25 protein-coding genes are annotated in these 25,799 nt (G+C 74.2%); 13 read left to right on the plus strand and 12 right to left on the minus strand.

The window, feature by feature from the left end; all coding sequences use genetic code 11:
* Positions 1–40 precede the first annotated feature (40 nt).
* Both AB2L28_RS13770 and AB2L28_RS13775 read right to left on the minus strand, forming a co-directional pair.
* The gene (locus AB2L28_RS13770; protein ID WP_370719551.1) at positions 41–868 is read right to left on the minus strand and encodes an SDR family NAD(P)-dependent oxidoreductase; all 828 of its coding nucleotides are present in this window, start codon (positions 866–868) and stop codon (positions 41–43) included.
* Positions 869–1,010: 142 nt separating this feature from the next.
* A complete protein-coding gene (locus tag AB2L28_RS13775; RefSeq protein ID WP_370719552.1) occupies positions 1,011–3,314 on the minus strand; it encodes an MFS transporter in 2,304 nt (767 codons plus the stop codon).
* A 126-nt stretch (positions 3,315–3,440) separates the two neighbouring features.
* On the opposite strand from AB2L28_RS13775, the gene AB2L28_RS13780 reads away from it, so the two are divergent.
* Entirely contained in the window at positions 3,441–4,127 is a 687-nt protein-coding gene (locus AB2L28_RS13780; protein WP_370719553.1) for a TetR/AcrR family transcriptional regulator, read from the plus strand.
* Between the two features lie 45 nt (positions 4,128–4,172).
* Here AB2L28_RS13780 and AB2L28_RS13785 read toward each other — a convergent pair whose 3' ends face one another.
* Positions 4,173–5,105 (minus strand): hypothetical protein, encoded by a 933-nt coding sequence (locus AB2L28_RS13785; RefSeq protein ID WP_370719554.1) that lies wholly within the window; start codon positions 5,103–5,105, stop codon positions 4,173–4,175.
* A gap of 77 nt (positions 5,106–5,182) precedes the next feature.
* Between AB2L28_RS13785 and AB2L28_RS13790 the strand changes: the two genes are divergently transcribed.
* The 5 genes from AB2L28_RS13790 to trxA all read left to right on the plus strand — a co-directional run bounded on the left by AB2L28_RS13790 (position 5,183) and on the right by trxA (position 9,847).
* On the plus strand, positions 5,183–6,856 hold the full coding sequence (locus AB2L28_RS13790) for a protein kinase family protein (protein WP_370719555.1): 1,674 nt from the start codon (positions 5,183–5,185) through the stop codon (positions 6,854–6,856).
* The gene (sigM, locus tag AB2L28_RS13795; RefSeq protein ID WP_370719556.1) at positions 6,853–7,467 is read left to right on the plus strand and encodes an RNA polymerase sigma factor SigM; all 615 of its coding nucleotides are present in this window, start codon (positions 6,853–6,855) and stop codon (positions 7,465–7,467) included. Before AB2L28_RS13790 ends, sigM begins: the two co-directional genes overlap by 4 nt.
* A 78-nt stretch (positions 7,468–7,545) precedes the next feature.
* Positions 7,546–8,328, plus strand: a complete 783-nt coding sequence (locus AB2L28_RS13800) for a hypothetical protein (protein ID WP_370719557.1) — start codon at positions 7,546–7,548, stop codon at positions 8,326–8,328.
* Between the two features lie 119 nt (positions 8,329–8,447).
* Positions 8,448–9,491, plus strand: coding sequence for a thioredoxin-disulfide reductase (gene trxB, locus AB2L28_RS13805; protein ID WP_370719558.1), 1,044 nt, complete (start codon positions 8,448–8,450; stop codon positions 9,489–9,491).
* Positions 9,492–9,520: 29 nt separating this feature from the next.
* On the plus strand, positions 9,521–9,847 hold the full coding sequence (trxA, locus tag AB2L28_RS13810; RefSeq protein ID WP_370719559.1) for a thioredoxin: 327 nt from the start codon (positions 9,521–9,523) through the stop codon (positions 9,845–9,847).
* 66 nt (positions 9,848–9,913) lie between these two features.
* Here the strand turns inward: trxA and AB2L28_RS13815 are convergent, their stop codons facing one another.
* Positions 9,914–10,576: a GNAT family N-acetyltransferase gene (locus tag AB2L28_RS13815; RefSeq protein WP_370719774.1), complete on the minus strand. Its 663-nt coding sequence runs from the start codon at positions 10,574–10,576 to the stop codon at positions 9,914–9,916.
* Between the two features lie 169 nt (positions 10,577–10,745).
* On the opposite strand from AB2L28_RS13815, the gene AB2L28_RS13820 reads away from it, so the two are divergent.
* On the plus strand, positions 10,746–12,140 hold the full coding sequence (locus tag AB2L28_RS13820; protein WP_370719560.1) for an aminotransferase-like domain-containing protein: 1,395 nt from the start codon (positions 10,746–10,748) through the stop codon (positions 12,138–12,140).
* Positions 12,141–12,172: 32 nt separating this feature from the next.
* On the plus strand, positions 12,173–13,111 hold the full coding sequence (locus AB2L28_RS13825) for a D-alanine--D-alanine ligase family protein (RefSeq protein WP_370719561.1): 939 nt from the start codon (positions 12,173–12,175) through the stop codon (positions 13,109–13,111).
* A 4-nt stretch (positions 13,112–13,115) separates the two neighbouring features.
* Here the strand turns inward: AB2L28_RS13825 and AB2L28_RS13830 are convergent, their stop codons facing one another.
* Genes AB2L28_RS13830 through rpmH form a run of 8 tightly spaced genes read right to left on the minus strand, consistent with a single transcriptional unit; the run spans position 13,116 to position 19,002 of the window.
* Positions 13,116–14,330 (minus strand): ParB/RepB/Spo0J family partition protein, encoded by a 1,215-nt coding sequence (locus AB2L28_RS13830; protein ID WP_370719562.1) that lies wholly within the window; start codon positions 14,328–14,330, stop codon positions 13,116–13,118.
* A complete protein-coding gene (locus AB2L28_RS13835) occupies positions 14,327–15,688 on the minus strand; it encodes a ParA family protein (RefSeq protein WP_370719563.1) in 1,362 nt (453 codons plus the stop codon). Before AB2L28_RS13835 ends, AB2L28_RS13830 begins: the two co-directional genes overlap by 4 nt.
* On the minus strand, positions 15,685–16,458 hold the full coding sequence (gene rsmG, locus AB2L28_RS13840) for a 16S rRNA (guanine(527)-N(7))-methyltransferase RsmG (RefSeq protein WP_370719564.1): 774 nt from the start codon (positions 16,456–16,458) through the stop codon (positions 15,685–15,687). Before rsmG ends, AB2L28_RS13835 begins: the two co-directional genes overlap by 4 nt.
* A 35-nt stretch (positions 16,459–16,493) precedes the next feature.
* Positions 16,494–17,093 (minus strand): Jag family protein, encoded by a 600-nt coding sequence (locus AB2L28_RS13845; RefSeq protein WP_370719565.1) that lies wholly within the window; start codon positions 17,091–17,093, stop codon positions 16,494–16,496.
* A 50-nt stretch (positions 17,094–17,143) separates the two neighbouring features.
* Entirely contained in the window at positions 17,144–18,157 is a 1,014-nt protein-coding gene (yidC, locus tag AB2L28_RS13850; protein WP_370719566.1) for a membrane protein insertase YidC, read from the minus strand.
* A 45-nt stretch (positions 18,158–18,202) separates the two neighbouring features.
* Positions 18,203–18,451: a membrane protein insertion efficiency factor YidD gene (gene yidD, locus AB2L28_RS13855; RefSeq protein WP_367639788.1), complete on the minus strand. Its 249-nt coding sequence runs from the start codon at positions 18,449–18,451 to the stop codon at positions 18,203–18,205.
* Positions 18,452–18,494: 43 nt separating this feature from the next.
* Positions 18,495–18,845 carry a ribonuclease P protein component gene (rnpA, locus tag AB2L28_RS13860; RefSeq protein WP_370719567.1) on the minus strand — a complete coding sequence of 117 codons (351 nt, stop codon included), beginning with the start codon at positions 18,843–18,845 and terminating at the stop codon, positions 18,495–18,497.
* A gap of 19 nt (positions 18,846–18,864) precedes the next feature.
* Positions 18,865–19,002, minus strand: coding sequence for a 50S ribosomal protein L34 (gene rpmH / locus AB2L28_RS13865; protein WP_367639670.1), 138 nt, complete (start codon positions 19,000–19,002; stop codon positions 18,865–18,867).
* A 534-nt stretch (positions 19,003–19,536) separates the two neighbouring features.
* Between rpmH and dnaA the strand changes: the two genes are divergently transcribed.
* The 5 genes from dnaA to AB2L28_RS13890 all read left to right on the plus strand — a co-directional run bounded on the left by dnaA (position 19,537) and on the right by AB2L28_RS13890 (position 25,799).
* Positions 19,537–21,102 (plus strand): chromosomal replication initiator protein DnaA, encoded by a 1,566-nt coding sequence (gene dnaA / locus AB2L28_RS13870; RefSeq protein ID WP_370719568.1) that lies wholly within the window; start codon positions 19,537–19,539, stop codon positions 21,100–21,102.
* A gap of 771 nt (positions 21,103–21,873) precedes the next feature.
* On the plus strand, positions 21,874–23,001 hold the full coding sequence (gene dnaN / locus AB2L28_RS13875) for a DNA polymerase III subunit beta (RefSeq protein ID WP_370719569.1): 1,128 nt from the start codon (positions 21,874–21,876) through the stop codon (positions 22,999–23,001).
* Positions 23,002–23,062: 61 nt separating this feature from the next.
* On the plus strand, positions 23,063–23,977 hold the full coding sequence (gene gnd, locus AB2L28_RS13880) for a phosphogluconate dehydrogenase (NAD(+)-dependent, decarboxylating) (RefSeq protein WP_370719570.1): 915 nt from the start codon (positions 23,063–23,065) through the stop codon (positions 23,975–23,977).
* An 18-nt stretch (positions 23,978–23,995) separates the two neighbouring features.
* Positions 23,996–25,189, plus strand: a complete 1,194-nt coding sequence (gene recF, locus AB2L28_RS13885; RefSeq protein ID WP_370719571.1) for a DNA replication/repair protein RecF — start codon at positions 23,996–23,998, stop codon at positions 25,187–25,189.
* Positions 25,173–25,799, plus strand: coding sequence for a DciA family protein (locus tag AB2L28_RS13890; RefSeq protein WP_370719572.1), 627 nt, complete (start codon positions 25,173–25,175; stop codon positions 25,797–25,799). Before recF ends, AB2L28_RS13890 begins: the two co-directional genes overlap by 17 nt.

Below are 25,799 nucleotides of genomic sequence, written 5' to 3' on the forward strand. Positions count from 1 at the left end.
CGACGGGGCGGCGGACCGCGGCAGGACCCCGGCGGTCCCCTCAGGCGGCCGACCAGCCCCCGTCGGAGGCCAGGACGACCCCGTTGACGTTCACCGCGTCGTCGCTGAGCAACCAGGTGATGGACGCGGCCAGCGCCGACGCGGTCACCGGCGTCGGCAGGATGCCGCGGGCGCTGCCCAGCCGGGCCGGACCGAACCGGGACGTGACCTCCACCTCGATGTTCGTGATGGTCGGACCGGGAGCCACCGCGTTGACCCGGACGCCGCTGGGCCCGTACATGAAGGCGCCGCTCTTGGTCAGACCCGCCACGGCGTGCTTGGACGCGGTGTAGGCGGCCCCGGCGGCCGACCCGCGCAACGCCGCCTCCGAGGCGGTGTTGACGATCGAACCCCGCCCGCGCTCCAGCATCCCGGGCAGCACCGCGCGCATGAGCTTCATGGTGCCGTCCACGTTGACGGCGAAGACCCGCCGCCACACCGCGTCGGACATGTCGTGCAGCGCCGACATGTCGTCCATGATCCCGGCGATGTTGGCCAGCGCGTCCACCCGGTCCCCGGCCGCCGCGAGGACCTGCGCGACGGAACCGTCGTCGGTGATGTCGGCACCCACCGGTGTGACCCGCCCCGGGCCGGTCGGGTCGGCCAGGTCCGCCACCAGCTCGTCCAGCCGCTGCGTCGAGAGGTCCACGGCCACGACGTGGCCCCCCTCCCGGGCCACCCGCGAGGCCGTCGCCCGCCCGATGCCCGACCCGGCACCGGTCACGACCACCGTCTGGCCGGTGAACCGCTGCGGGACCGGCTTCTCGTCCCAGGCGGGCACCGCCGGGGACTCTCCCCGGGGGGTGCCCTGCTCGTCGAGTCCTGTCATCGTTCCTCCTCGTCCTGGTCTGCACTCGGGTGCGCGGGCCCTGCGCCCGCACGGCGGCGGTCTGCCGCCCTCACCGGGTCCCGCAGCGTCCAGCCGCGGGACCGGGGTTCAGCCTGCCCCTCGGGGGTGCGCCGGCTGCGCGTCAGGGCACCACGTCGAGGGCCGCGGGGGCGCCCAGGTGGACGTCGTGGGTGCCCGTCGCGGAGTCCTGGACGGTGACGCCCGTGGTGACGGGGGCGTGGCTGGAGGTGGTCAGCGTGTACCGCCCCGTCGGCAGGCCGTCGAAGGCGTAGGTGCCCGCGCCGTCGGTGGTGGTGCGCTCCAGGACGGTGCCCTGCTCGTCGAGCAGGGTGACGGTGGCCTCGGCCAGCGGGTGCCGGGCCGTGCCGGCGGTGACCGTGCCGGTGAGCCGCCCGCCGACGGGGAAGGACAGGTCCACCCCCAGGACGCCGTCCTCGGCGAGCTCGACGCCGCGGGCCGTCGGGCGGTGCGCACCGGCCCGGGTGGTCAGGACGTAGCTGCCGCCGGAGAGGGCGTCGAAGGAGTACGCGCCGGCGTGGTCGGTGGTGCTCGAGGCCACGACCCGGCCGGTGACGTCGGTCAGGGTGACCACGACGCCCTCGACGGCGTCCGCGCCGTGCAGGACGCGACCGGTGATCGCGCAGTTCCCGGTCAGGGCGACGTCGCGACGGGTGGGGGCCTCGGTGACGGTGACCAGCTCGGCGTGCGGCGCCAGGTGGGGGGCGGCGGTGATGAGCAGGTAGGTGGCCCCGGTGGGCACCTGGACCGAGTAGCGGCCGTCCTGGTCGGTGCTCGTCCGGTCGACCTGCCCCCCGGCGGGATCGGTCACGGTGATCACCGCGCCCGGCAACGGCCGCGCCCCGTCGGTGCTCACCGTCCCGGACACGGTCGAGGTGGGCCGGGGCCGCGGACCGGGGACCGCGGGGACGTCCTGCACCGGGACGTCCTGCGCCGGGGTGGCCGGCAGCGGCCCGGCGCCGGCCGGGGCGGTGGGCACCTGCGGCCGGCGCGGCAGGAGCGCGCCGATCACGAGCGCCACGACCGCGGCCCCCGAGGCGATGACCATGATGGTGCGGAACCCGCTCTGGGCGGGGACGGAGACGGTGCCCAGCGTGGTGGCCGAGGCGGCCAGGACCGCGCCGGCGACGGCGCTGGAGACCGAGCTGCCGATGGAGCGGACGAGGGTGTTGAAGCTGTTGGCCGAGGCGGTCGTCCGCACCGGCACCGAGGACATGATCAGCGCGGGCATGGAACCGTAGGCGAACCCGATGCCGGCGCCGATGACCCCGGAGACGACGGCGAACTGCCAGACGGCGTCCATGAAGATCGCGCCCAGGCCGTACCCGAGGGCCACGACGGTCGCACCGGTCATGAGGCTGACCTTGGCGCCGTGGTCGCGGGTGACCTTCGCGGACAGCCCCGCGGTGACCATCATGACCAGACCGCTGGGGACCATCGCCAGCCCGGCGACGAGCATGGGCTCGCCCAGGCCGTAGCCGGTCGTCGTCGGGAGCTGGATGACCTGGGGGATGACCAGGGACATGGCGAACATCGCGAACCCGAACATCAGCGAGGCGACGTTGGTGAGCAGCACCGGCCGCGTGGCGGTGGTGCGCAGGTCCACCAGCGGGTCCTTCGCCCGGAGCTGGTACACGCCCCACAGCAGGGCGACCAGGACCCCGCCGATGAGCAGGGCGGACGTCCTGCCGCTGCTCCAGCCCCAGGTGGAGCCCTTGGAGACGCCCAGCAGGATCCCGACCAGCGCGACCGAGAGCCCGAGGGCGCCCAGGAGGTCCAGGGTGCCCGAGCGCTGGGCGCGGACGGCGGGGATGAGGAGGACGACGAGCACGAGGACGACCGCTCCCAGCCCGGCGCTGACCCAGAACAGCCAGTGCCAGCTGAGGTTGTCCGCGATCAGCGCGGCCGCGGGCAGGCCGAGGGCGCCGCCGACCCCGAGGGAGGCGCTCATCAACGCGGTCGAGGGGCCGACCTTCTCCGCCGGCAGGACGTCGCGCATGAGGCTGATGCCCAGCGGGATGACACCGGCGGCGAAGCCCTGCAGGGCGCGCCCGACGATGAAGGGGGCCAGGGACTCCGAGAGCCCGCACAGGACCGAACCGGTGACCATGACGGCGAGGCTGGCCAGCAGCACGGGGCGCTTGCCGAGCATGTCCCCCAGCCGTCCCGAGATGGGTGTGACGACGGCCGCCGCCAGCAGCGTGGCGGTGATGCCCCACGAGGCGTTGGACGCGGAGGTGCTCAGCAGTGCCGGCAGCTCCTGCACGATCGGGATGACGAGGGTCTGCATGAGCGAGACCGAGATCCCGGCCAGCGCGAGGACGACGACGACGGGTCCGGCCGAGACCGGGGCGTCGGGGTGGCCGTCCACCGGCGCCGCGGCCGGGGAGGTGCGGGAGGAGGACATGCTGGTCCTTCGGACGAGAGGGAGACTTCTTAAGTCATGTGCTTGACTTAGTTGAGCACGCTCGATGGCCTGGAGCAAGTGACGTGCGCCCCCGCGTCGACGTGGGGGCCGCCGGAGGGGGCAGTGGTGGACTCGATCGAGAACGAGACAGAGACAGAGACAGAGACCGGGGGGCGGGCGCGCCGCGCCCGGGCCACCCGCGACGCCATCGCCGACGCCGCCGAGCGGCTCTTCGCCGAGCACGGCGTCGACAACGTCTCCCACCGCCAGATCAGCACCGCCGCCGGTCAGGGCAACAACGCCGCGGTCGGCTACCACTTCGGGACCACCGAGGACCTGCTGCGCGCCATCGTGCAGCGGCACGCCCGGGACGTGGACGTCGCCCGCACCCGCCTGGTCGACGAGGTCGAGGCGGACCCCGCGGCGCGCGGCGACGTCCGGGCCTGGGTGCGGTGCCTCGTGCGCCCGACCGCCGAGCACCTCCAGAGCCTGGGCAGCCCCACCTGGTGGGCGCGGCTCAGCGCCCAGCTGGCGACCGACCCCCGCCACCGGACCTCGGTGGTGGACGAGGCCATGGCCTCGTCCTCGCTGCAGCGCACGGTCGAGGGGTTCTGGTCCTGCCTGTCCGACCTCCCGGCCGACGTGCGCGCCGAGCGCAGCGAGATGTCGCGCATCCTCGGCGTGCACGTCTTCGCCGAGCGGGAGGCCGCCCTGGCCGAGGGCCGGTCCACCCCCCGGTCGAGCTGGTCGCAGTGCGCCGACGGGCTGACCGACGCCCTGGTGGGCCTGTGGCTGGCGCCGGTCTCCCGGTAGCGGTCGGGCTGGGGCCGCCGGGCTGCGCCGGCTCGTGCCGGGCGGCTAGCGGGAGGCCAGCACGGCCAGGGTGAGGCTGGCGACGTCCTCGACGACGGCGGCCTGCCAGTCGGGCACGACCTCGGCAGCGCCCGCGCGCCACGCCGCGCCGAGGAGCGAGCCCGCGAGCGCTCCCACCGCTCCCGCGACGACCGGGACGGCCGCGCGCTGGTGGTCGCGCTTGGCGAGGGCGAGCGCTCCTCCCGCACCGGAGGCGATGCGCGCCGGCAGACCGGCCGCCGACAGCCGGCTCGGCGTCTGCGGCTGCTTGTCCATGTACAGCTCCCCGCCCACGGCCGCGAGCGCCCCGACCGCGGCGAGACGGTTGCCGCTGGTCAGCGCCGGGCCGGCCAGCCCGAGGGAGCTGCGGCCCCCCGCGGCGACACCCAGCAGCGCCGAGCGCGCCACCAGGCTCCCCGACGCCCGTGCGGGCTCGTCGACGACCGCCGTGGAGCCCTGCGCGGGGCCGGGGTCGACCAGGCGCAGCGTCGAGTGCGCGGCGAGGCCGAAGGCGAGGTGCGGGACCGCGTCGGCCACCCAGTCCTGCCCCGTCCACCCCCGCACGTCCGTGACGCCCAGCGCGTGCGCGGGCCCGTCCGTGGCGGCCATGGCCAGCGCCCCGGTGACGACACCGCCGACGACGGGCGGCAACCGCAGCCCCGCCGCGCGCGCCGTCCCGACGACGGCGCCGACGCCCAGCCCGGCCACGGTCCCGGTGAGGGCCGCGAGCGCCGTCCGGCGGTTGGCGCGTTCGCCGCGGGCCCCGCCGACCTGCGTGCCCAGCCGTCCGGCGAGCGCGTCGACGACGTCCTCGGGCATCGTGCTCGCGTCCCGGCCGCGCCAGGCCATGTCGGCGTACGTCACGGCGTTGAGGACGGCGGTCCCGACGGCACCGGCCGCCAGTCCCCCGCGCAGGCCACGTCCCAGCGAGTTGATCACGCTCCCATCCTCGGCGTCGCCCGGACCCTGCGCGCGCCGAACCGGCGCGGGCCTCGCGCGCCCTAGCATGGGGTGACGTGACGGTCACCGGTGGCGCAGCGCCCCCGGACGAGACGCAGGGGGCAGTTCTGGACGGGGCGGGCCGCAGCGCGGAGCGGGACACGGACACCGGACGGGTCGCCGACCGCTACCTGCTCGACCGGGAGCTGTCGCTGGAGACGGACCTCGGCACGAGCGAGTACCTGGGCCGGGACCTCACGCTCGACCGGGCGGTGCGCGTGCGGACGCTGCCGGCGACCGACCCGCGGGCCGAGGAGTTCCTCGACGCCGCGCGCCGCGCCGCCATGCTCACCGACCCCCACGTGCCGCGCATCCTCGACGCCGGCACCGACGAGGACCCGGCCGACCCCGGGGCCGCCGTGGTGTACGTGGTGGAGGAGGCCGTCGAGGGCTCGACGATGACGGACCTGCTGCGCTCGGGCCCGCTGCGCCCGGCCGCCGTCCGCGCGCTCGTCGGGGAGGTGTCCACGGCCCTCGACGCCGCCGCCCGCCGCGGGCTGCACCACACCCGCCTCACCCCCGACGACGTGCTGCTCGACCCCGAGGGTGTCGTCCGCGTGCGCGGCGTGGGGGTGGAGGCGGCCCTGGAGGTCGACCCGCCGGCCGTGTCGGCGGCGCGGGCCGCGGTGCTGGCCAACCGCGCGGACGCCGTCGGCCTGGTGGCCCTCGTGTACGCCGGGCTGGTCGGCCGCTGGCCCGCCGTGGAGGGGACCACCCCCTGCCCGGGGTTGCCCGACGCCCCCACCGGGGACGGGAGGCCGTTGCCCCCCAAGGACGTCCGGCCCGACGTGCCGAACGACCTGGACACGCTGTGCGCGGTGACGTTCGGCCCGCACGAGGACGGCCCGCGCGACCCGGCCGAGCTGGCGCTGCAGCTCGCGCCGTGGTCGATGGACGTCTGGGACGAGACGCTGCGGCGGATGCGGGGGGAGGCGGCGACGGCCGCCGTCCGCGGCCGGCTGAAGAACCGCGACGAGGTCGTCCCGGAGGCCGAGCCGCCGGTGCCGTTCACCCGTCCCCGCTCCACCGCCCGCCCGCCGCGCGACGACTCGCGCCTGGTCCTGGTCGTCCTCGGCGCGCTGGTGGCCGTGGGCCTCGTCCTCGCGCTGTGGCAGCTCAGCGGGATCGGCGCACCGCGCAGCACGAGCGAGCGGACACCCACCCCGTCGGCGTCCGCACCCGGGTCCGCACCGGCGCCCGCCCCGGACCCCCCGTCGGCCGCGCCCGGTCCCGTCGCCCCGGCCCCCGCGCCCGCCGCGCTGCCCGTCGCGGCGATCTCCGCCCTGGACCCCCAGGGCGACGGGGAGGACTCCGCGACGGCCCCGCGCGCGCTCGACGGCGACCCGGCGACGGCGTGGGAGAGCCAGCGCTACAACACCGCGGCCTTCGGCGGGCTCAAGGACGGCATGGGCCTGCTGCTCGACCTGGGCACCGAGGTGGACGTCACGTCCGTCACCCTCACCGACGGCGGCGAGGGCGGGTCGGTCTCGCTGCTCGCTGCCCCCGGCCCCGGCCTCGACGGGTCCCGGCCCGTGGCGAGCGCCCCCGCCGGTGGGCAGCAGACCCTCGCGCCCGCGCAGCCGGTCCGGACCCGCCACCTCGTCGTGTGGTTCACCGAGCTGCCGACGACCGACGGGGTGTTCCGGGCCTCGGTCGCCGAGATCGCCGTCACCGGCACGCCCGCGTCGTGACGGGGGCGGGAGCCCAGGGACCCGCGGCCACCACCGCGGAGGACCCGCGGACCGACGCCGAGCTGGTCGCCGCGCACGTCGCGGGCGACCCGGAGGCCTTCGGCGAGGTCGTCCGCCGCCACCGCGACCGGCTGTGGGCCGTCGCGCTGCGCACCACGGGGGACCGCGAGGAGGCCGCGGACGCCGTGCAGGACGCCCTGGTGTCCGCGCTGCGGGCCGCCGACCGCTTCCGCGGCGACTCCGCGGTGACGACGTGGCTGCACCGCATCGTGGTCAACGCGTGCCTGGACCGGGCCCGCCGGCGGGCCGTGCGCCCCACCCGCCCGCTGGAGGAGGAGGTCGGCTCCGGCGAGGACGGCGTCCGCACCGGCGCCGCGCTCGCCGTCGTCGACGACGACACCCCCCACGTGGAGGCGCAGCTGGACGTCACGGCGGCCCTGGCCCGACTGCCCGAGGCCCAGCGCGCGGCTCTCGTCCTCGTCGACATGTACGACGTGCCGGTCGCCGAGGCGGCCCAGGTGCTCGGCGTGGCCGTCGGGACCGTGAAGTCCCGCTGCTCCCGGGGCCGGCTCGCGCTGGCGGAGCTGCTCGGGCCCGGAGGGAACCGGTGAGGCGCACCGCACGTCGTAGTGGCCGTCCCGTCGCCGGACCGGCGACGTCCCCGTCCACCCGAGAGAGGCGTGCCCACGGTGAGTGAGTTCGACGGCGAGGAGCTCGACGCGCAGGAGCGCCGCGTGCGCGACCTGCTGCGCGCCGCGCCCGACGTCGGGCCGATGCCGGACGACGTCGTCGCCCGGCTCGACGCGGCGCTGCGAGCGGCGCGGCCGGCCACACCCGTGGCGTCCCTGGCCGAGCACGCCGGGCGGCGCCGGGCGGCCTGGCGCCGCCGGCTCCCGCGCGCCCTGGCCGCCGCGGCCGGGGTCGCCGTGGTGGGTGGCGGCGCGCTGCTCGTCGGTCTGCAGGGCACCCTCGGTGCGGACTCCGGGTCCGGCGGGTCCGCGGCCGGTGGTGGGTCGGTGGCCGCCCTGTCATCCGAGGAGGTGCCGCCGTCGGCGGAGGTGCTGCTCAGCGGGCGCGACTACGCCGACACCGCCGCCGTCCGGGACCTCGGCCAGGACGTGCTCGGCGGGGGGTCGGCGGACGCGACCGGCCCGCAGGGCCGCGCCGACGACGCCACCCCCGGTGCGGGCTCCACCGACCGCAAGCCCACGATGCTCAACGCCCCGCAGGACGAGGGCTCCGCGCCGGTCACGACCGACGAGTCCCAGCGCCCCGCCGCCGAGCGGGCCCTGGCCTGCACGAAGCAGCTCGGGGTCGCCCCGGACTCCGTCCTCGCCGTCGAGATCGCCTCCTGGCGGTCGCAGCCGGCGGCCTTCGTCGTGCACACGACCGCCGACGCGGCCGAGGTCGTCGTCGTGGCCCTGGACTGCACGCCCGGCGACGCGGCTCTGAACACGGTCCCCGTCCCCTGAGCGGGCTCCCCGGCGCGACGGGACGGGGGAACAGCGGACCCCTACGATCGGTTGAGCAGACAGCACGGGACCCCGGGTCGCGGGGTCCGGCACCGATCGAGGGAAGCAGGTCCGCACAGGTGAGCGAGTCCAGCAACGGGGCCACTCCGCAGGACGTCCGCAACGTCATCGTCGTGGGCTCGGGGCCGGCCGGGTACACCGCCGCCCTCTACGCGGCCCGCGCGGAGCTGAAGCCCCTCGTCTTCGAGGGGTCGGTGACCGCCGGCGGCGCCCTCATGAACACGACCGAGGTCGAGAACTTCCCCGGCTTCCCCGAGGGGATCATGGGCCCGGACCTCATGGACCACATGCGGGCCCAGGCCGAACGCTTCGGCGCCGAGCTCGTCACCGACGACGTCGTCGACGTGCGCCTGGACGGGGAGGTCAAGGAGGTCACGACGGGCGGCGGCCAGACGTACCGCGCCCACGCGGTGGTCCTCGCCCTCGGCTCGGCCTACCGCGAGCTCGGCCTGCCCGACGAGAAGCGCCTGTCCGGCCGCGGCGTCAGCTGGTGCGCCACCTGCGACGGGTTCTTCTTCCGCGAGCAGGACATCGTGGTCGTCGGTGGCGGCGACTCCGCCGTCGAGGAGGCCACGTTCCTCACCCGCTTCGCCCGCTCGGTGACGATCGTGCACCGCCGTGACGAGCTGCGCGCCTCCCGCATCATGGCCAAGCGCGCCGAGGAGAACCCGAAGATCTCCTTCGCCTGGAACTCCGAGGTCGTCGGCATCACGGGCGACACGAAGGTCGAGGGCCTCACGCTGCGCGACACCGTCACCGGTGAGACCCGCGAGGTGGCGGCCACCGCGTTGTTCATCGCGATCGGCCACGAGCCCCGCACCGACCTCGTCAAGGGCCAGGTCGACCTCGACGAGAACGGCTTCGTCCTCGTGGAGGGCCGCAGCACCCGCACGAACGTCGCGGGCGTGTTCGCCGCCGGCGACGTCGTCGACCACGAGTACATGCAGGCCATCACGGCGGCCGGGATGGGCTGCTCCGCCGCGCTGGACGCCGAGAAGTACCTCGCGGCCCGCGGCGACGCCGGTCTCGACGAGCAGCCCGCCCGCGAGGAGACCGACGCGGCCGTCCCGACGGCCGAGACCGTCGAGCGCCCCCAGCACTGAACCGTCCCGACCGAACCAGGAGAACACCCGTGAGCGCCACCGCCGCCACCACCGACGACACCTTCGACGTCGACGTCCTGCAGTCCGACAAGCCGGTCCTCGTGGACTTCTGGGCCCCCTGGTGCGGGCCGTGCCGCCAAGTCGCCCCGATCCTGGAGGAGATCGCCGCCGAGCACGGCGAGAAGATCACCGTCGTCAAGGTCAACACCGACGAGAACCCCCGCATCGCGGCGAAGTACGGCGTGACGTCGATCCCGACGCTCAACGTCTACTCCGGCGGTGAGGTCGTCAAGACGATCATCGGCGCCCGCCCCAAGCCCGCGCTGCTGCAGGAGCTCGCCGAGTTCGTCGGCTGACGACCCCGCACGACGAGAGGCCGGTCCCCCAGGGGGGCCGGCCTCTCGTGCGTCGGGTGCCGCCCGTCAGGCGGGTGCGACCCCGGTCAGGGTGGGGACGCGGACGGTGCCGAGGATGCGCTCGAGCGCGGCCTCGACGTCCTCGCGCCACGACAGCGCGTTCTTCAGCTCCAGCCGCAGCCGCGGGAACCGGTGGTGGGGCCGGACGACGGTGAAACCGACCGACTCCAGCAGGTGCGCGGGCAGGACGCACGCAGCGCCGTGGTCGTGGGCGTTCTCCGCGCTGCCGTCCCCGCCCACCGCGGCCGGGCCCCCGCCGAACGCCTCGACGGCCTTCACCCCGCGCTGGGTGAGGTCCTTCGCGGCGCCCTGCAGCAGCATCCGGGCCAGCCCCTCGCCGCGGTGGGCCGGTTCGATCCACCCCGTCGTCAGCAGGACCGCGTCGCCGCTGACGGGGGACGTCGGGAACCGGCTCTGCTGCGGGACGTAGACGGGGGGCGCGTACATGACGAAGCCCACCGGCTGGTCGTCCACGTGGACGAGGCGCCCGCAGGGGCCCCACTGCAGGAGGACCGTGGAGATCCACGCCTCCTTCTCGAAGTCCGGGTACCCGGCCTCCGCCGCGCGCGTCGCGGCGGCCTCGTCGAGTTCCCAGAAGACGCACTGCCGCGAGGGTTTGGGCAGGTCGGCGACGGTGTCGAGCGTCAGCGGGGCCATGCGTCGTGCCACCGGGGCGGCCTCCCGTTCCGTGCTCGACACGCCGTGTTCGTCCCGTCCGTGCAGGGCTCTCACGCCGTGCCGGTGCGTGGTCAGCAGTCTAGGTGGCAGTCTCGGGGTGAGCTCCGCACCCGGAGCGAGGATCTCACCGTGAGGTCCCACTGCGCCCGAGGAGGCCGCCATGAGTCAGCACCCGCCGTCCACGAGTCCCGGTGACGCGCCCGTCGCGTCCGCCGCGGCCCGGGCCGGCGCCGTTGCTGCCTCCCCCTCCGTGCCCGGGCGAGGCGGTCGGCGCCTCGACCGCTGGGTCGGCACCTACGCCCAGCGGACCGCCTCCATGACCGCCTCGGAGATCCGCGCCCTGTTCGCCGTGGCGAACCGTCCCGAGGTCGTCTCCCTGGCCGGCGGGATGCCCTACCTGCCCGCCCTCCCGCTCGACGCGATCGCCGAGCTCAGCGCCCGCGTCGTCGCCGAGAAGGGGGCCCAGGCGTTGCAGTACGGCTCCGGCCAGGGCGAGGAGCGGCTGCGCGAGCAGATCGTCGAGGTCGTGCGCCCCCAGGGCATCGCCGCTCACCCCGACGACGTCGTCGTCACCACCGGGTCCCAGCAGGCCCTCGACCTCGTCTCGCGGATCTTCCTCGACCCCGGTGACGTCGTGCTCGCCGAGGCGCCCAGCTACGTGGGGGCGCTCGGCGTCTTCCGCAGCTACCAGGCGCAGGTGGAGCACGTCCCCCTCGACCACGACGGTCTGCAGCCCGCGGCGCTGGAGGAGGCGCTGGTGCGGCTGCGCGCCCAGGGGCGCCGGGTGAAGTTCCTCTACACCGTCCCGAACCACCACAACCCCGCCGGGGTCACGCTGTCGCTGGAGCGGCGCCACCAGGTCCTCGACGTCGCGCGCCGCCACGACCTGCTCGTCCTGGAGGACGACCCCTACGCGCTGCTGGGGTTCGACGGGGACCCGCTGCCGGCCCTGCGGTCGATGGACGCCGAGCGCGTCGTCCACCTCGGCAGCTTCTCCAAGACGTTCGCACCGGGCTACCGCGTCGGCTGGGCCGTCGCCCCGCACGCCGTGCGGGACAAGCTCGTCCTCGCCTCGGAGTCGGCGATCCTGTGCCCGACGTCGTTCGGGCAGTTCGCGATCGCGGAGTACCTCGCGACCTGCGACTGGCAGGGCCAGGTCAAGGTCTTCCGCGAGCTGTACCGGGAGCGGCGGGACGCGATGCTCACCGCCCTCGCGACGCACCTACCGCAGGCGACGTGGACCCGGCCCGCGGGCGGGTTCTACGTGTGGCTGACCCTGCCCGCCGGTCTGGACGCCAAGGCGATGCTGCCGCGCGCGGTGACGGGCCGCGTCGCTTACGTCCCCGGCGGGGCCTTCTACGCCGACGGGACGGGCGGGCACTCCCTGCGGCTGTCCTACTGCTTCCCGACGGCCGAGCGCATCACCGAGGGCGTCCGGCGGCTGGCCGGCGTCGTCCACGACGAGCTGGACGTCCAGCAGCTCTTCGGCTCCCCCGGGGGCCGGGAGCCCCACCGGGAGCAGGGCGTCGTCAACCCCGGACCGGAGCTGGCGTGAGCGGCGGTCCGGTCGGCGCGGAGGGTCCGCGGGTGACGGTCCTGGCCGGGGGCCTGTCGCACGAACGGGACGTGTCCCTGCGCTCGGGGCGGCGGGTGGCCGAGGCCCTGCGCGACGCCGGTTGCGAGGTGAGCGTCCTGGACGCCGACGCCCACCTCCTGCCGCGGCTGAGGGACGACCGGCCCGACGTCGTCTGGCCGGTGCTGCACGGCGCGATCGGGGAGGACGGGGCGTTGCGCGACGTGCTGGAGCTGCTGGCGCTGCCCTTCGTGGGGTCACGGGCGGCCGCCTGCCGGCTCGCGTGGAACAAGCCCATCGCCCAGTCGATCGTCGCCGCCGCGGGCCTGCGGGTGCCCGCGTCGATCGCGCTGGCCCAGGCCACGTTCCGCGACCTGGGGGCCCAGCCGGTCCTGGCCGCGGCCGCCGACTGGGCGGGCTTCCCGCTCGTCGTGAAGCCCAGCCGGGGCGGTTCGGCGCTCGGGGTGGCCGTCGTCGGGGACGTCCGCGACCTCGCCCGCGCGGTGGTCGACGCCTTCGCCTACGGCGACACCGCTCTCGTCCAGGAGCACGTCCCCGGCACGGAGGTGGCCGTCTCCGTCGTCGAGGCGTCCGGGGAGGTGCTGGCCATGCCGGCGGTGGAGATCGTCGCCGACGGCGGCTCGTACGACTACGCGGCCCGGTACACCGCGGGCTCGACCGAGTTCTTCGCACCCGCCCGGCTGAGCCCGGACGTCACCGCCCGGCTCGCCGACGCCGCCCTGACCGCTCACGCGGCGCTGGGTCTGCGGCACCTGTCCCGCGTCGACTTCATCGTCACCGACGCGGGCGAACCCGTCTTCCTCGAAGCGAACGCCGCGCCGGGGATGACCGAGACGTCGCTCCTGCCGCAGGCCGTCGAGGCCGCGGGGCGCGGCCTCGACGCCCTCTACCGGGGGATCGTCGAGTCCGCGCTCCCGTCACGGGTGCCCTGACGCGTCAGTTCTGGCTGCCCAGCAGTCGCAGGATGCGGTCCAGGTCCTCGACCCCGGCGAAGTCGACCGTCAGCCGGCCCCGGGTGCGGCCCATGCTGATCCGCACCCGGGTGTCGAGGCGGTCGGCGAGCACCGTGGCCCGGCTGTCGAGCTCGGGCTGCGGCTCGGCGGGGTTGCGGCGGCGCGGAACGGTGTCCGCGTCACCGAGGGCGATCATCTCCTCGACCGCGCGCACCGACAACCCCTCGGCGACGACCCGCTGCGCGAGACGCTCCATGGCGGCGCCGTCCTCCAACGACAGCAGGGCGCGGGCGTGCCCGGCGCTGAGCACGCCGGCGGCGACGCGGCGCTGCACGAGCGGCGGCAGCTTCATGAGCCGCAGCGTGTTGCTGATCTGCGGACGGGAACGGCCGATGCGGGAGGCGAGTTCCTCGTGGGTGCAGCCGAAGTCGTCCAGGAGCTGCTGGTAGGCGGCCGCCTCCTCGAGCGGGTTCAGCTGGCTGCGGTGCAGGTTCTCCAGCAGCGCGTCCCGCAGCAGGTCGTTGTCGGCCGTCTCGCGCACGATCGCGGGGATCGTGTCGAAGCCCGCCTCCACGGTCGCCCGCCACCGGCGCTCACCCATGACGAGCTCGTAGCGCGGCGCCCCGTCCTCGGCCGCCGCCACCGGGCGCACGACGATCGGCTGGAGGACACCGATCTCCCGGATCGAGTGGACGAGCTCGGCCAGGTCGTCCTCGTCGAAGACCGTCCGGGGCTGACGGGGGTTCGGCGTGATGGCGTCGACCGGGACCTCGGCGAAGCGAGCGCCGGGGACCTCGAGGAGACCGTCGGACGCCTGCGCCTCCGCCTCGGCCGGTGCGTCGTCGGCCGGCGCACCGTCCGTCGGGTCCGTCTGCTCGAAGGCGGCTTCGTCGACCGCTTCACCGCGCTCGTCCTGCTCCGGGTCGTCGGTCGTCGTGACCACCGCCAGGTCGCCGACACGCTCCTCGTGAGCTGCCGCGTCGTCGACGGCGCTGTCCTGCGCCGGTTCCGGTGCGACCTCCGGCTCGGGGGCGGGACGCTGGTCGAAGAAGAGGTCGACGGGACGTGCCGCCGGACGCATGGCGGGCGGCACCGAGGACCCCGCCACACCAGGCCGGTTCGCCGTGGTGGTCGTCGACCCACCGCTGGGGATCAGGGCCCCGAGACCACGTCCGAGACCACGCCGCTTGTCGCTCACGCTCCACCCTCCTTCGACGCGCTCCCGCGCCGTGTCGCCAAACCGTCCGTCCACCGTGCCCACGGGTCGGCCGCCGCCGGGGCCGAACCCGTGTCAGCATCCCCCTCGGGTGCCTCCACCTCGTGCACGCCACGCTGGGCCATCTCGCGCGCGGCCTCCAGGTAGGCCAGGGCGCCGGAGGACAGGGGGTCGTACGCCATGACCGTCTGGCCGTGACTGGGAGCCTCCGAGATGCGCACCGACCGCGGCACGAGCGAACGCAGCACCTGGTCACCGAAGTGGTGACGCACCTCGTCGACGACCTGCGCCGCGAGCCTCGTCCGCCCGTCGTACATGGTCAGCAGGATCGTCGTGACCGCGAGGTCCGGGTTCAGGTGCTCCTGGATGAGCTCGATGTTCGACAGCAACTGGCTGAGCCCTTCGAGCGCGTAGTACTCGCACTGGATGGGGATGAGGACTTCCGGCGCGGCCACGAAGGCGTTGATGGTCAGCAGACCCAGGCTGGGCGGGCAGTCGACAAGGACGTAGTCCACCCGGCGCTCCCCCGCCTGCTTGAGCCCCTTGAAGTACTTCGCCACCGCCCGCTGCAGTCGCGACTCGCGCGCGACCATCGAGACGAGCTCGATCTCCGCACCGGCGAGGTCGACCGTCGCGGGAGCGCACCACAGGTCCGGCGCCTCCTCGCACCTCTGAACGACGTCCTCGAGGGGCTTGCCCTCGACGAGCACCTCGTACATGCCGGGGACACCGGAGTGGTGGTCGATACCGAGCGCGGTGGACGCGTTGCCCTGTGGGTCGAGGTCGAGCACGAGGACCTTCAGGCCCGCCGCCGACAAGGCCGAAGCCAGGTTGACCGCGGTCGTGGTCTTCCCCACGCCACCCTTCTGGTTGGCGATCGTCATGATGCGCGTCTCAGTGGGACGGGGGAACCGCTCTGGCGTCCGGGGGGTGGATGTTTCACGTGGAACAGGGGGAGCCACCGCCTCCTCGTCCGGTTCTTCGTCCGGGAATGCCGCAGGGGTCTCGTCGGCCGGTGCGCGCAACTCGACCACGGGGGCCAGTGGCTGCTCGATGCGGTCGGTCTCGGGCTCATCGACCGTCACCGCCTCGTCCGCCACGGAAGGTGTTTCACGTGGAACGACGACGGAATGCTCGACCGAGGCGACGGCGGGGTCCGGTGTTTCACGTGGAACATCGATGACCTCTGCACTTGCCGAGGCAACGTGTTCGTCTGTTTCACGTGAAACGCCGCGGGGCGCGGGGACGGGGAACCACCCCAGCGCACTGCTCGACGCCACCGCGGTGTTGCGGCCGAACCATCCGAGCTGATTCACGCTCTGCTCCTCCTTGTGGTTCATCGTCGTTGGCTCCACGGGCCGCGGCGCTTGGGGGTTGCCGACCCCGGGGACGGCAAGCTGCGCAGGGGCCCGTGACCTCGGGCGACGCGCACGACAGTCGTTCCGGACTCGGCGTCCGGCCCGACCTGCACGATCTCCGGCTCCGAGGTCACGCCCAGCTGTCGCAGCACGTCGGCCGCGGCGGCGATCTCCTCCGGCGCGCTCCGGCCCTTGATGGCCACGAGGTGGCCGCCGGTGACCACCAACGGCAAGGCCCAGCCGTAGAGGGTCGCCAGGGGCGCCACGGCACGTGCGGTGACGACGGAGGCGGAGAACTCCCCTCGCACATCCTCGGCGCGTCCACGGGCGACGGCGACCTGGTCCCGCAGGTCCAGCTCTGCGACGGCCTCACGGAGGAAGGCGTAGCGACGCTCCAGGGGCTCGACGAGACGCACCTGCACGTCGGGACGCGCCAGGGCGAGCGGAATGCCCGGCAGCCCCGCTCCGGAGCCGATGTCCAGGACGGACGCGCCCTCGTCGACGACGTCACCCAGGTAGGCGCAGTTCAGCAGGTGCCGGTCCCACAGCCGGGGGACCTCCCGGGGGCCGATGAGCCCCCGCTCCACGCCGGCGGTCGCGAGCAGATCGCGGTAGGTCGCGGCGCGCCCGACGCGGTCACCGAAGACGCGATCGATCTCGGACTGGAGGGTCTCGTCAACGACCCCGGAAACGACGGAGGGCGGTGGTGTTCCACGTGGAACACCACCGCCCTGGGGCAGATCATCCGACACCCCGTCAGCCTATCGGCCGACGGAGGTCGGTCAGGTCACTCGCCGTTGCTCTGTGGATCCGCGGCTGCGGTCGGCAGGACGACGACGCGGCGGCGCGGCTCTTCGCCTTCGGACTCGCTGACGAAGCCCTTCGCCGCGACGGCGTCGTGGACGACCTTGCGCTCGAAGGCGGACATGGGGTCCAGCCGCTCCGCCGTCCCCGACGCCTGCACCCGCTCGACGACCTCGTGCGCCAGTCGGACGAGGGAGCTCCGCTTGGTGGAGCGGTGACCGGCCACGTCGAGCATGAGCCGGGTACGGTCGCCGGTCTGCGCCTGGACGGCGAGCCGGGTCAGCTCCTGGAGGGCTTCGAGCACCTCGCCCTCGGATCCGACCAGCCGCGAGAGCGCGGGAGTGCCGGCCTCGTCGGCAACGACGGCCACCGAGGCGCGGCCGTTCTCGATGTCGATGTCGATGTCCCCGTCGAGGTCGATGATGTCGAGCAGCTCCTCGAGGTAGTCGGCGGCGATGTCGCCCTCCTCCTCGAGTCGCGACTTCGTCGACCCCTTGCGCTGGGGCTCCTCGGTCGCCGTCGCGGGTGCCTCCGCGGTGGCGTCCACCGGGGTCTCCTCGACCGCGTCCGTCGTGTCGTTCACACGTCCTCCTGGCTGGTGTGGCGGTGGAGCTGGTCTGTCGGGGCGGGAGGTCAGCGGTTCGGGCCCTGGCTCGACCGCGAGCCCCCGGGCCGGCGCTGCTGACGGCTGTTGCCCCGCTTGGGCTGCTGACGCTGCCGCCGGACGGGGGCGGCGGGCGTGGTGTGCTCGGCTCCGGTGGCCGTCTCGGGCTCACCGTCCTTGGTCAGGACCAGACCACGCCGGGCTGCGCGGCGAGCCTTGCGCTCCTGCAGCTCCTTCTCCGCCAGCGACCCCGGGTTGGGCATGCGGCGGATGACGAAGAACTGCTGGCCCATCGACCACACGTTGGTGGTGAGCCAGTACAGGAGGACACCGATCGGGAAGTTGACGCCGGAGACGGCGAAGATGATCGGCAGGATGTAGAGCATCAGCTTCTGCTGCTGTGCGAAGGGGTTGCCCTCCATCGACGCCGACGAGGTGTTCTTCGCCATCAGCTGCTTCTGCGTCACGAACTGCGACGCGGACATCAGGACGATCATCACCGCGGTGAGGATGATGGCGTTCCAGTTGCCACTGCCCCAGGACCTCATGAAGACGTCGGAGAGCTGGGCACCGAAGATCGTCGCCCTGTCGGCCTGCTGGACGAGCTCGAGGTTGAGCGCACCGACCGGCTTCTCCTGGGCGATGCCGTTCAGGGTGTGGAAGAGCGCGATGAAGATCGGCGACTGCAGGAGGATCGGCAGGCAGCTGGCCATCGGGTTCGTCCCCGACGACCGGTAGAGGGCCATCATCTCCTGTTGCATGGCCTGGCGGGAGGCGGGGTCGTTCTTGCCCTTGTACTTCTGCTGGATCTTCCGCATCTCGGGCTGGATGACCTGCATCCCGCGCATCGCCTTGATCTGCTTGACGAAGAGCGGGATGAGCAGGATGCGGATGACGACCACGAGGCCGACGATCGACAGCGACCAGGCGGCCCCGCCGGCCGGGTCGAACCCGATCGCGGTGAACAGGTCGTGGAAGCGCACCATGATCCACGCGACCACCCACTGGATGGGATAGAGAAGGTCGTAGAAGAACTCGATCATGGGGCGGTTCGTCCTCTCACAGGGGTCGGGCTCACAGGGCTGACCTCAGGGCGCTGGCACCCGGGAGTGCCCCTTCGGCGGAACGGGGTCCACCCCACCAGGGTTCCACGGGTGGCAGCGGAGGAGTCGCCGGACGGTCAACCAGGTCCCGACGACGGCACCGCGCGTCCGCAGCGCCTCGACGGCGTACGCGGAGCACGAGGGGTAGAAGCGGCACGTCGGGCCCAGGACGGGGGAGACGAGCAGCTGGTAGGCGCGGACGAGCAGGACCAGCAGCAGCGCCGGCCAGCGCAGGGGGTGCCACCACGGACGGCCGGACGGGGGCCGCACCGCCGGCTCAGGCACCGGGGACCAGCCCCAGCCGCCGCAGCCCGCGGTCGACGTCGACGCCGAGCTCGGCCGAGGTGGCCTCGGCCGCGCCGGGCAGGGCGCGGACCACGAGCAGCCCGCCCTCGGCCGGTAACAACCCCAGGCGCACCGCGGCGAGGTGGCGGAGCCGGCGTTGGGTGCGGTGCCGCTGCACCGACCCGCCGACGGCCTTGGACACGACGAAGCCCACCCGCGTGGGGTGGGCTCGGTCGGTCGACGCCCAGTGCAGGACCAGGCGCCTCGTGCCCGCACGCCGACCGTTCCGGAAGGCGACCGTGAAGTCGTCCCGGTGGCGAAGGCGGTGCTCCGCGGTCAGCACGCGGGCGTGGGGATCGAGGTCAGGCGGCGATCTGCGCGCGGCCCTTGCTGCGGCGCGCGGAGAGGATCGCGCGGCCGGCGCGGGTGCGCATGCGCAGACGGAAACCGTGCACCTTGGCGCGGCGACGGTTGTTCGGCTGGAAGGTGCGCTTGCTCACGGCGGAACTCCTGGGACTCGTGCGGGCGGGCCCCGCCGGACGGCCGGGACCGCCCGCGCGAGGTGGTGGTCCTCGGAGCGGTCGGCTCGGCGATGCGGAGCACAATCCCCAGCAGAGTACGGCCGGTGACCCGACCCGGTCAAAGCGCGCAGGGACGGGGGTGCCGTGGGTCGGGCCCGGTCCGTCCACAGGGACCGCCGCTCGCCCGTGCGGGTGGTGGCCGGACGGTAGCGTCCCCCTCAGGTACGGCGGGCACGACCCGCCGGGACCGGGCCCCGACGGGAGGCCGGGACGCCACGACGGTGCTCCGGCCGTGCGGTGTCGTGCGGGCGTCCTGCGGAGGTCGACGAGGCGGACGGCACTTGAACGGGTGCCCTCCACGTTGTTACCGTCCCGCTCGACGTACCGACGCCCGCATCCGATCGAGGTGCCTGCGACGGGCGGTTCGTCGCACCCCCGTCGTCCTCCACAGGTGTGGACAGGGGTGTGGACGAGTCCCGTCAGACGGATTCCGGTACGACGGGAGAGGGCTCGATGCAGACCGACGGAGGGGACTTCCCCAGCGTCTGGGAACGTGCCGTCGCGCAGCTGGACGACGGGGGGATCACTCCCCACCAGCGGGCGTTCGTCCGGCTCACCCGTCCGCTCGGGCTCCTCGACGGGACCGCGCTGCTGGCGGTACCCAACGACCTCACCAAGGACGTCATCGAGCAGAAGGTCCGCGAACCGCTGACCCGTGCGTTGTCCGACGCCTACGGCTCGGCCATCCGCCTCGCGGTGACGGTGGACCCCTCCATCGGCCAGGTCCTCGCCCCCGAGCGCACGGGGGAGCGCTCCGGTGACGACGGCGTCCCCAGCGTCGAGCGCGAGCGGGTCGCCGCCGCGACCTCCCTGGACTCCGAGGCCCCGCCCCTGCTGACGCAGGGCGAGCGCCGCGGCGCCGGCGTGGAGGAGTCCCCGCTCGACGACTCCGACCCGGACCTGCTCTTCACCGGCTACAAGGTCGACCGGGGGGCGGGCACGGGCCGGCAGGTGCCGCGCAACCGGTCCACGACCAAGGTCGAGAACGCCCGGCTGAACCCGAAGTACATCTTCGAGTCGTTCGTCATCGGCGCCAGCAACCGCTTCGCCCACGCCGCCGCCGTGGCCGTGGCCGAGGCACCCGCCAAGGCCTACAACCCGCTGTTCATCTACGGCGAGTCCGGGCTGGGCAAGACGCACCTGCTGCACGCGATCGGGCACTACGCCCAGAACCTCTACCCGGGCGTGCAGGTGCGGTACGTGAACTCCGAGGAGTTCACCAACGACTTCATCAACTCGATCCGCGACGACAAGGCCCAGGCCTTCCAGCGCCGGCACCGCGACGTCGACGTCCTGCTCATCGACGACATCCAGTTCCTGTCGAACAAGGTCCAGACGCAGGAGGAGTTCTTCCACACCTTCAACACGCTGCACAACGCGAGCAAGCAGGTCGTGATCACCTCCGACCTGCCGCCCAAGCAGCTGTCGGGGTTCGAGGAGCGGATGCGCAGCCGCTTCGAGTGGGGTCTGATCACCGACGTCCAGCCGCCGGACCTCGAGACCCGCATCGCGATCCTGCGCAAGAAGGCCATCGGGGAGCGCCTCGAGGTGCCGGACGACGTCAACGAGTACATCGCCTCGAAGATCTCCTCGAACATCCGCGAGCTCGAGGGCGCGCTCATCCGCGTCACGGCCTTCGCCAGCCTCAACCGGCAGCCCGTCGACATGAGCCTGGCCGAGATCGTGCTGCGCGACCTCATCCCCAACGACGAGACGCCGGAGATCACGGCGGCCGCGATCATGGGGCAGACCGCGTCGTACTTCTCCGTGACCCTCGACGACCTGTGCGGGACGTCCCGCTCGCGCACGCTCGTCACGGCCCGGCAGATCGCCATGTACCTGTGCCGGGAGCTGACCGAGCTGTCGCTGCCGAAGATCGGTCAGCACTTCGGCGGCCGCGACCACACGACGGTCATGCACGCCGAGCGCAAGATCAAGCAGCAGATGGCCGAGCGGCGCAGCACCTACAACCAGGTCACGGAGCTGACGAACCGCATCAAGAAGCAGGCGGGCGCCTGACCCGCAGCCGTCCCCGCCCGGGGTTCCCCAGGACCCCGCAGCACGCCCCCGCAGCACGCCCCCGCAGCACGCCCCCTGAGCCCCGCCGGCACCGACGCCGGCGGGGCTCTCGTCGTCCTGCCCCCGTTCCTCCCGCAGCCCTCCGGCGGCCGCAGACACGCCTGTCCACAGTTGTCCACACGCTGGGGACAGAGGTGTGGACGACGACGCCGCGAACGGTGGACCACCCGGTGGACGAGCCGTGGACGCCGTGGGGACCGCCTGGGGGCGACGGTGGACGACGGCGGCGCCACCCACCGGCCTGTGGACGACGACGCCGCCCGGTCCTCAACCCGTCCACACGCCCTCAGCAGGCTGAATCGGGCTCTGACCTGCGACGACACCCCGTCGTCCACAGCCTCCACAAGGGTGACTACGACGACTGATCCCTCCATGGTGAAGTCCGCCAACCCACGTCTGGTGTGGACTGGTGGTGGGGAAGGCGCCTGGACGACGGGGGTCGGAGGCCCTGAGGATGAGGAGGGACACCGGACGACCGACTCGCACCACACGATGGTCCGGAGCCGTTCGAACACCTCGGGCGGAGTGGTCTGATGTCTCCTCACTCCCCGTGAGCACCGCCGGACCCGGGCCTCGATCCGCCGTGGAGGCGGGTGCACGCGTTCCCGGCCTCTCCACTACTGTCGGGAGGCGTCGCGTCCGCCCGTCAGGGCCGCCGGCGCGGGACGGAGCGGTGCGCAACCGCGCAGGACGACTGGAAGGCGGTGCCTGGTGGAGTTGCAGGTCGAGCGCGACGTGCTGGCCGACGCCGTCGCGTGGGCGGCCCGGGCTCTGCCCTCGCGCCCCCCGGTGCCCGTGCTGGCCGGTGTGCTCCTGGAGGCCACCGACGAGGGCACCCTGAAGCTCTCCACCTTCGACTACGAGGTCTCCGCACGAGCCGAGCTGCCGGCGGACGTCCGGACGAGCGGTCGGGTCCTGGTCTCGGGCCGTCTGCTGGCCGACATCTCCCGCAGCCTCCCGGCGCGTCCCGTGACGCTGACCACCGAGGGCTCCAAGGTCGTCGTCACGTGCGGGGCGAGCCGCTTCACGCTGCTGACGATGTCGGTCGAGGAGTACCCCGCGCTGCCGCAGCTGCCGGACTCCTCCGGCGTGGTGCCCGGGGGCGACTTCACCGAGGCCGTCGCCCAGGTCACCATCGCCGCCAGCCGCGACGAGACGCTGCCGATCCTCACCGGCGTCCGCATGGAGATCGAGGGCGACCGCCTGACGCTCCTGGCGACGGACCGGTACCGCCTGGCCGTCCGCGAGCTGCGCTGGCGCCCCAGCACGCCGGACCTGTCCGCCGTGGCGCTCGTCCGCGCCCGCACGCTGTCCGACGTCGCTCGCTCGCTCGGCTCCTCCGCGGACCTCACGCTCGCCCTGGCCGACGGCGCCAGCGACCTCATCGGCTTCCAGGCCGGCGGCCGGTACTCGACCTCGCTGCTCGTCGACGGCGAGTACCCCAAGGTCCGGGCCCTGTTCCCGGCGGAGTCGCCCACGCACGCCGTGGTCTCCACCGCCGCCCTGACGGAGGCCGTCAAGCGCGTGGCCCTCGTCGCCGAGCGCAACACGCCCGTGCGGTTGCGCTTCGAGGACGGCGTGCTGTCCTTGGAGGCGGGACAGGGCGAGGACGCGCAGGCGACGGAGGCCCTGGAGGCCACCCTCGTCGGCGAGTCCATCGCCATCGCCTTCAACCCGCAGTTCCTGCTGGACGGTCTCGGTGCGCTGGGCGCACCGTTCGCCCGGCTCTCGTTCACCCAGGCGACGCGTCCGGCGGTCCTGACCGGCCAGGCCGAACCCGACGGGGACGACGACGACAGCTACCGGTACCTGCTGATGCCGGTCCGCCTCGCCGGCTGAGCCCGGCGGTCACACAGCCCGGCTCGAGAGCAGCCGGGCGCGAGAAGGGAAGCGTCTGGTCATGCACATCGGTCTCGTCGGTCTCGGCAAGATGGGCGGCAACATGCGCGCCCGGCTGCGCGACAAGGGCATCGAGGTGACCGGGTACGACCCGAACCCCGACGTCACCGACGTCCCCAGCCTCACGGCCCTCGTCGAGGCGCTGCCCTCGCCCAAGGTCGTCTGGGTGATGGTGCCCTCGGGCAGGATCACCCGGGACACCGTCGCGAACCTCGCCCCGCTCCTGAAGGACGGCGACCTGGTCATCGACGGCGGCAACTCCAAGTGGACCGACGACGAGGTGAACGCCAAGCTCCTGGCCGAGCGCGGCACCGGCTACCTCGACTGCGGCGTCTCCGGCGGGGTGTGGGGCCGGGAGAACGGTTACGGCCTCATGGTGGGCGGGGCCAAGGGCCACGTGGACCTCGCGCTGCCCGTGTTCGACGCGCTGCGCCCGGAGGGCCCGCGCGAGGAGGGCTTCGTCCACGCCGGCGGGGTCGGTGCCGGCCACTACTCGAAGATGGTCCACAACGGCGTCGAGTACGGCCTCATGCACGCCTACGCCGAGGGGTACGAGCTCCTCGAGGCGAAGGGCATCATCACCGACGTCCCCGCCGTCTTCAAGGCGTGGACCCGCGGCACCGTCGTGCGCTCCTGGCTGCTGGACCTCATGGTCCGCGCCCTGGAGGAGGACCCCAAGCTCGACAACATCCGCGGCTACGCCCAGGACTCCGGCGAGGGCCGCTGGACCCTGGAGCAGGCCATCGAGAACGCCGTCCCGATGCCCGTGCTCGCCGCGGCGCTGTTCGCGCGCTTCTCCTCCCGCCAGGAGGACTCGCCCTCGATCAAGGCCGTCGCCGCGCTGCGCAACCAGTTCGGCGGCCACGCGGTGACGTCGGCCGGTCCGACCTCGGGTTCCGGGTCCACCAAGGACTGACGGGAGGGGCGGGGCCGCGTGCACGTCGCGCACCTCTCGCTGGTCGACTACCGGTCGTACGCGAACCTCGAGCTCGACCTGCGGCCGGGGACGACGACCTTCGTCGGCCTCAACGGGCAGGGCAAGACCAACCTCGTCGAGGCGATCGGCTACGTGGCCACCCTCGGCAGCCACCGCGTCTCCGGGGACGCCCCGCTGGTCCGCCAGGGGGCCTCCCGGGCGGTGGTGCGGGCCGGGCTGGTCCGCGGCGGCCGGCGAGCCCTCGTGGAGCTGGAGATCACCCCGGGCAAGGCGAACCGGGCGCGGCTCAACCGCAACCCGGTCCGCCGGAGCCGGGACGTCCTCGGCGTCCTGCGGACCGTGCTGTTCGCCCCGGAGGACCTCGCGCTCGTCAAGGGCGACCCCACCGAGCGGCGGCGCTACCTCGACGAGCTGCTCGTCACGCGCTGGCCGCGCCTGGCCGGGGTGCGGGCGGACTACGACCGGGTCGTGCGCCAGCGCGGCGCCCTGCTGAAGTCGGCCGGGGCGGCGCTGCGCTCGGGGCGGACCGACCCGCACACCCTCGACGTGTGGGACGAGCACCTGGCGGCGTCCGGCGCCGAGCTCCTGTCGGCCCGGCTCGCGCTGCTGGGCGACCTGCGCGAGCCGGCCGCCGAGGCCTACCGGTCCGTGAGCCGGGGGCAGGGCGACCTGGAGCTGGGGTACCGGTCCTCCCTGCCCCTGCTGGCCGAGGGCGTCGCGACGACCCCCGGCGGCGCGGTCCCGACCCCGGCGGAGCTGCGCGAGGCGCTGCTCGCCGCGACGGTCGAGCAGCGCAAGGCCGAGCTCGACCGCGGGGTGTGCCTCGTCGGCCCGCACCGCGACGACCTCGTGCTGACCCTGGCCGGCATGCCCGCCAAGGGGTACGCCAGCCACGGGGAGAGCTGGTCGGTGGCCCTCGGGCTGCGGCTGGCCAGCTACCGGCTGCTGCTGGAGGACGACGCGCACGAGGACCCGGGCGGTCCCGTCCTCGTGCTCGACGACGTGTTCGCCGAGCTGGACGCGGGCCGGCGCGAACGCTTGTCCGAGGTCGTCGCCGACGCCGAGCAGGTGCTCGTGACGGCCGCGGTCCCCGAGGACGTCCCCGCCGCGCTGCGCGGGGACCGGGCCGACCGCGTCCACGTCAGCACCGGCGTCGCGGTGCGGGAGGACGACGGTGACCGACCCTCCTGAGCACGGCCCCGCCCCGGTCGACCCCGAGGACGCCACGCCCGGGGCGCCGGAGGAGCCGGGCGAGCCCGACACCACGGGCGCCGACCTCGCGCGCACGGCGCTGGGCCGGGCCCGGGCGGCCGCGGCCGCCAAGGGGTTGCGGCCGGGGCGGGCGCCGGCGGGAGGGGCGCGGCCGTCCGGGGCCGAGGCCCGGCGCGCGGAGGCGTTCCGCCGCTCCGGCGCCTCCGCCCGCTCCGGGGCCTGGCCCGACGCCCGCGACCCGCAGAGCCTGGACTCCACGCTGGGCCGGCTCGTGGGCGAGCGCGGCTGGGAGCAGCCCGTCGCCGTCGGCGGCGCGTTCGGCCGCTGGGACGCCGTCGTGGGGCCCGAGCTCGCCGGGCACTGCACCCCCGAGACGCTCAAGGACGGCACCCTGGTGGTGCGGGCGGAGTCGACGGCCTGGGCCACCCAGGTCCGGCTCCTGACGAGCCACCTCGTGCGCCGGCTCGACGAGGAGCTCGGCCACGGGGTCGTGACCAAGGTCGTCGTGCGCGGGCCGCAGGGCCCGTCGTGGCGCAAGGGGGGCCGTTCGGCCCCCGGGGGCCGGGGCCCGCGCGACACCTACGGCTGA

The sequence above is a fragment of the Kineococcus mangrovi genome, from assembly GCF_041320705.1.
Classification (GTDB): domain Bacteria; phylum Actinomycetota; class Actinomycetes; order Actinomycetales; family Kineococcaceae; genus Kineococcus; species Kineococcus mangrovi.

Coding starts and splice junctions, on each gene's coding strand:
- AB2L28_RS13770 (WP_370719551.1), bottom strand. CDS start 868: ATGACAGGACTCGACGAGCAGGGCACCCCCCGGGGAGAGTCCCCGGCG.
- AB2L28_RS13775 (WP_370719552.1), bottom strand. CDS start 3,314: ATGTCCTCCTCCCGCACCTCCCCGGCCGCGGCGCCGGTGGACGGCCAC.
- AB2L28_RS13820 (WP_370719560.1), top strand. CDS start 10,746: ATGAGTCAGCACCCGCCGTCCACGAGTCCCGGTGACGCGCCCGTCGCG.
- AB2L28_RS13835 (WP_370719563.1), bottom strand. CDS start 15,688: ATGAACCACAAGGAGGAGCAGAGCGTGAATCAGCTCGGATGGTTCGGC.
- yidC (WP_370719566.1), bottom strand. CDS start 18,157: ATGATCGAGTTCTTCTACGACCTTCTCTATCCCATCCAGTGGGTGGTC.
- dnaA (WP_370719568.1), top strand. CDS start 19,537: ATGCAGACCGACGGAGGGGACTTCCCCAGCGTCTGGGAACGTGCCGTC.
- gnd (WP_370719570.1), top strand. CDS start 23,063: ATGCACATCGGTCTCGTCGGTCTCGGCAAGATGGGCGGCAACATGCGC.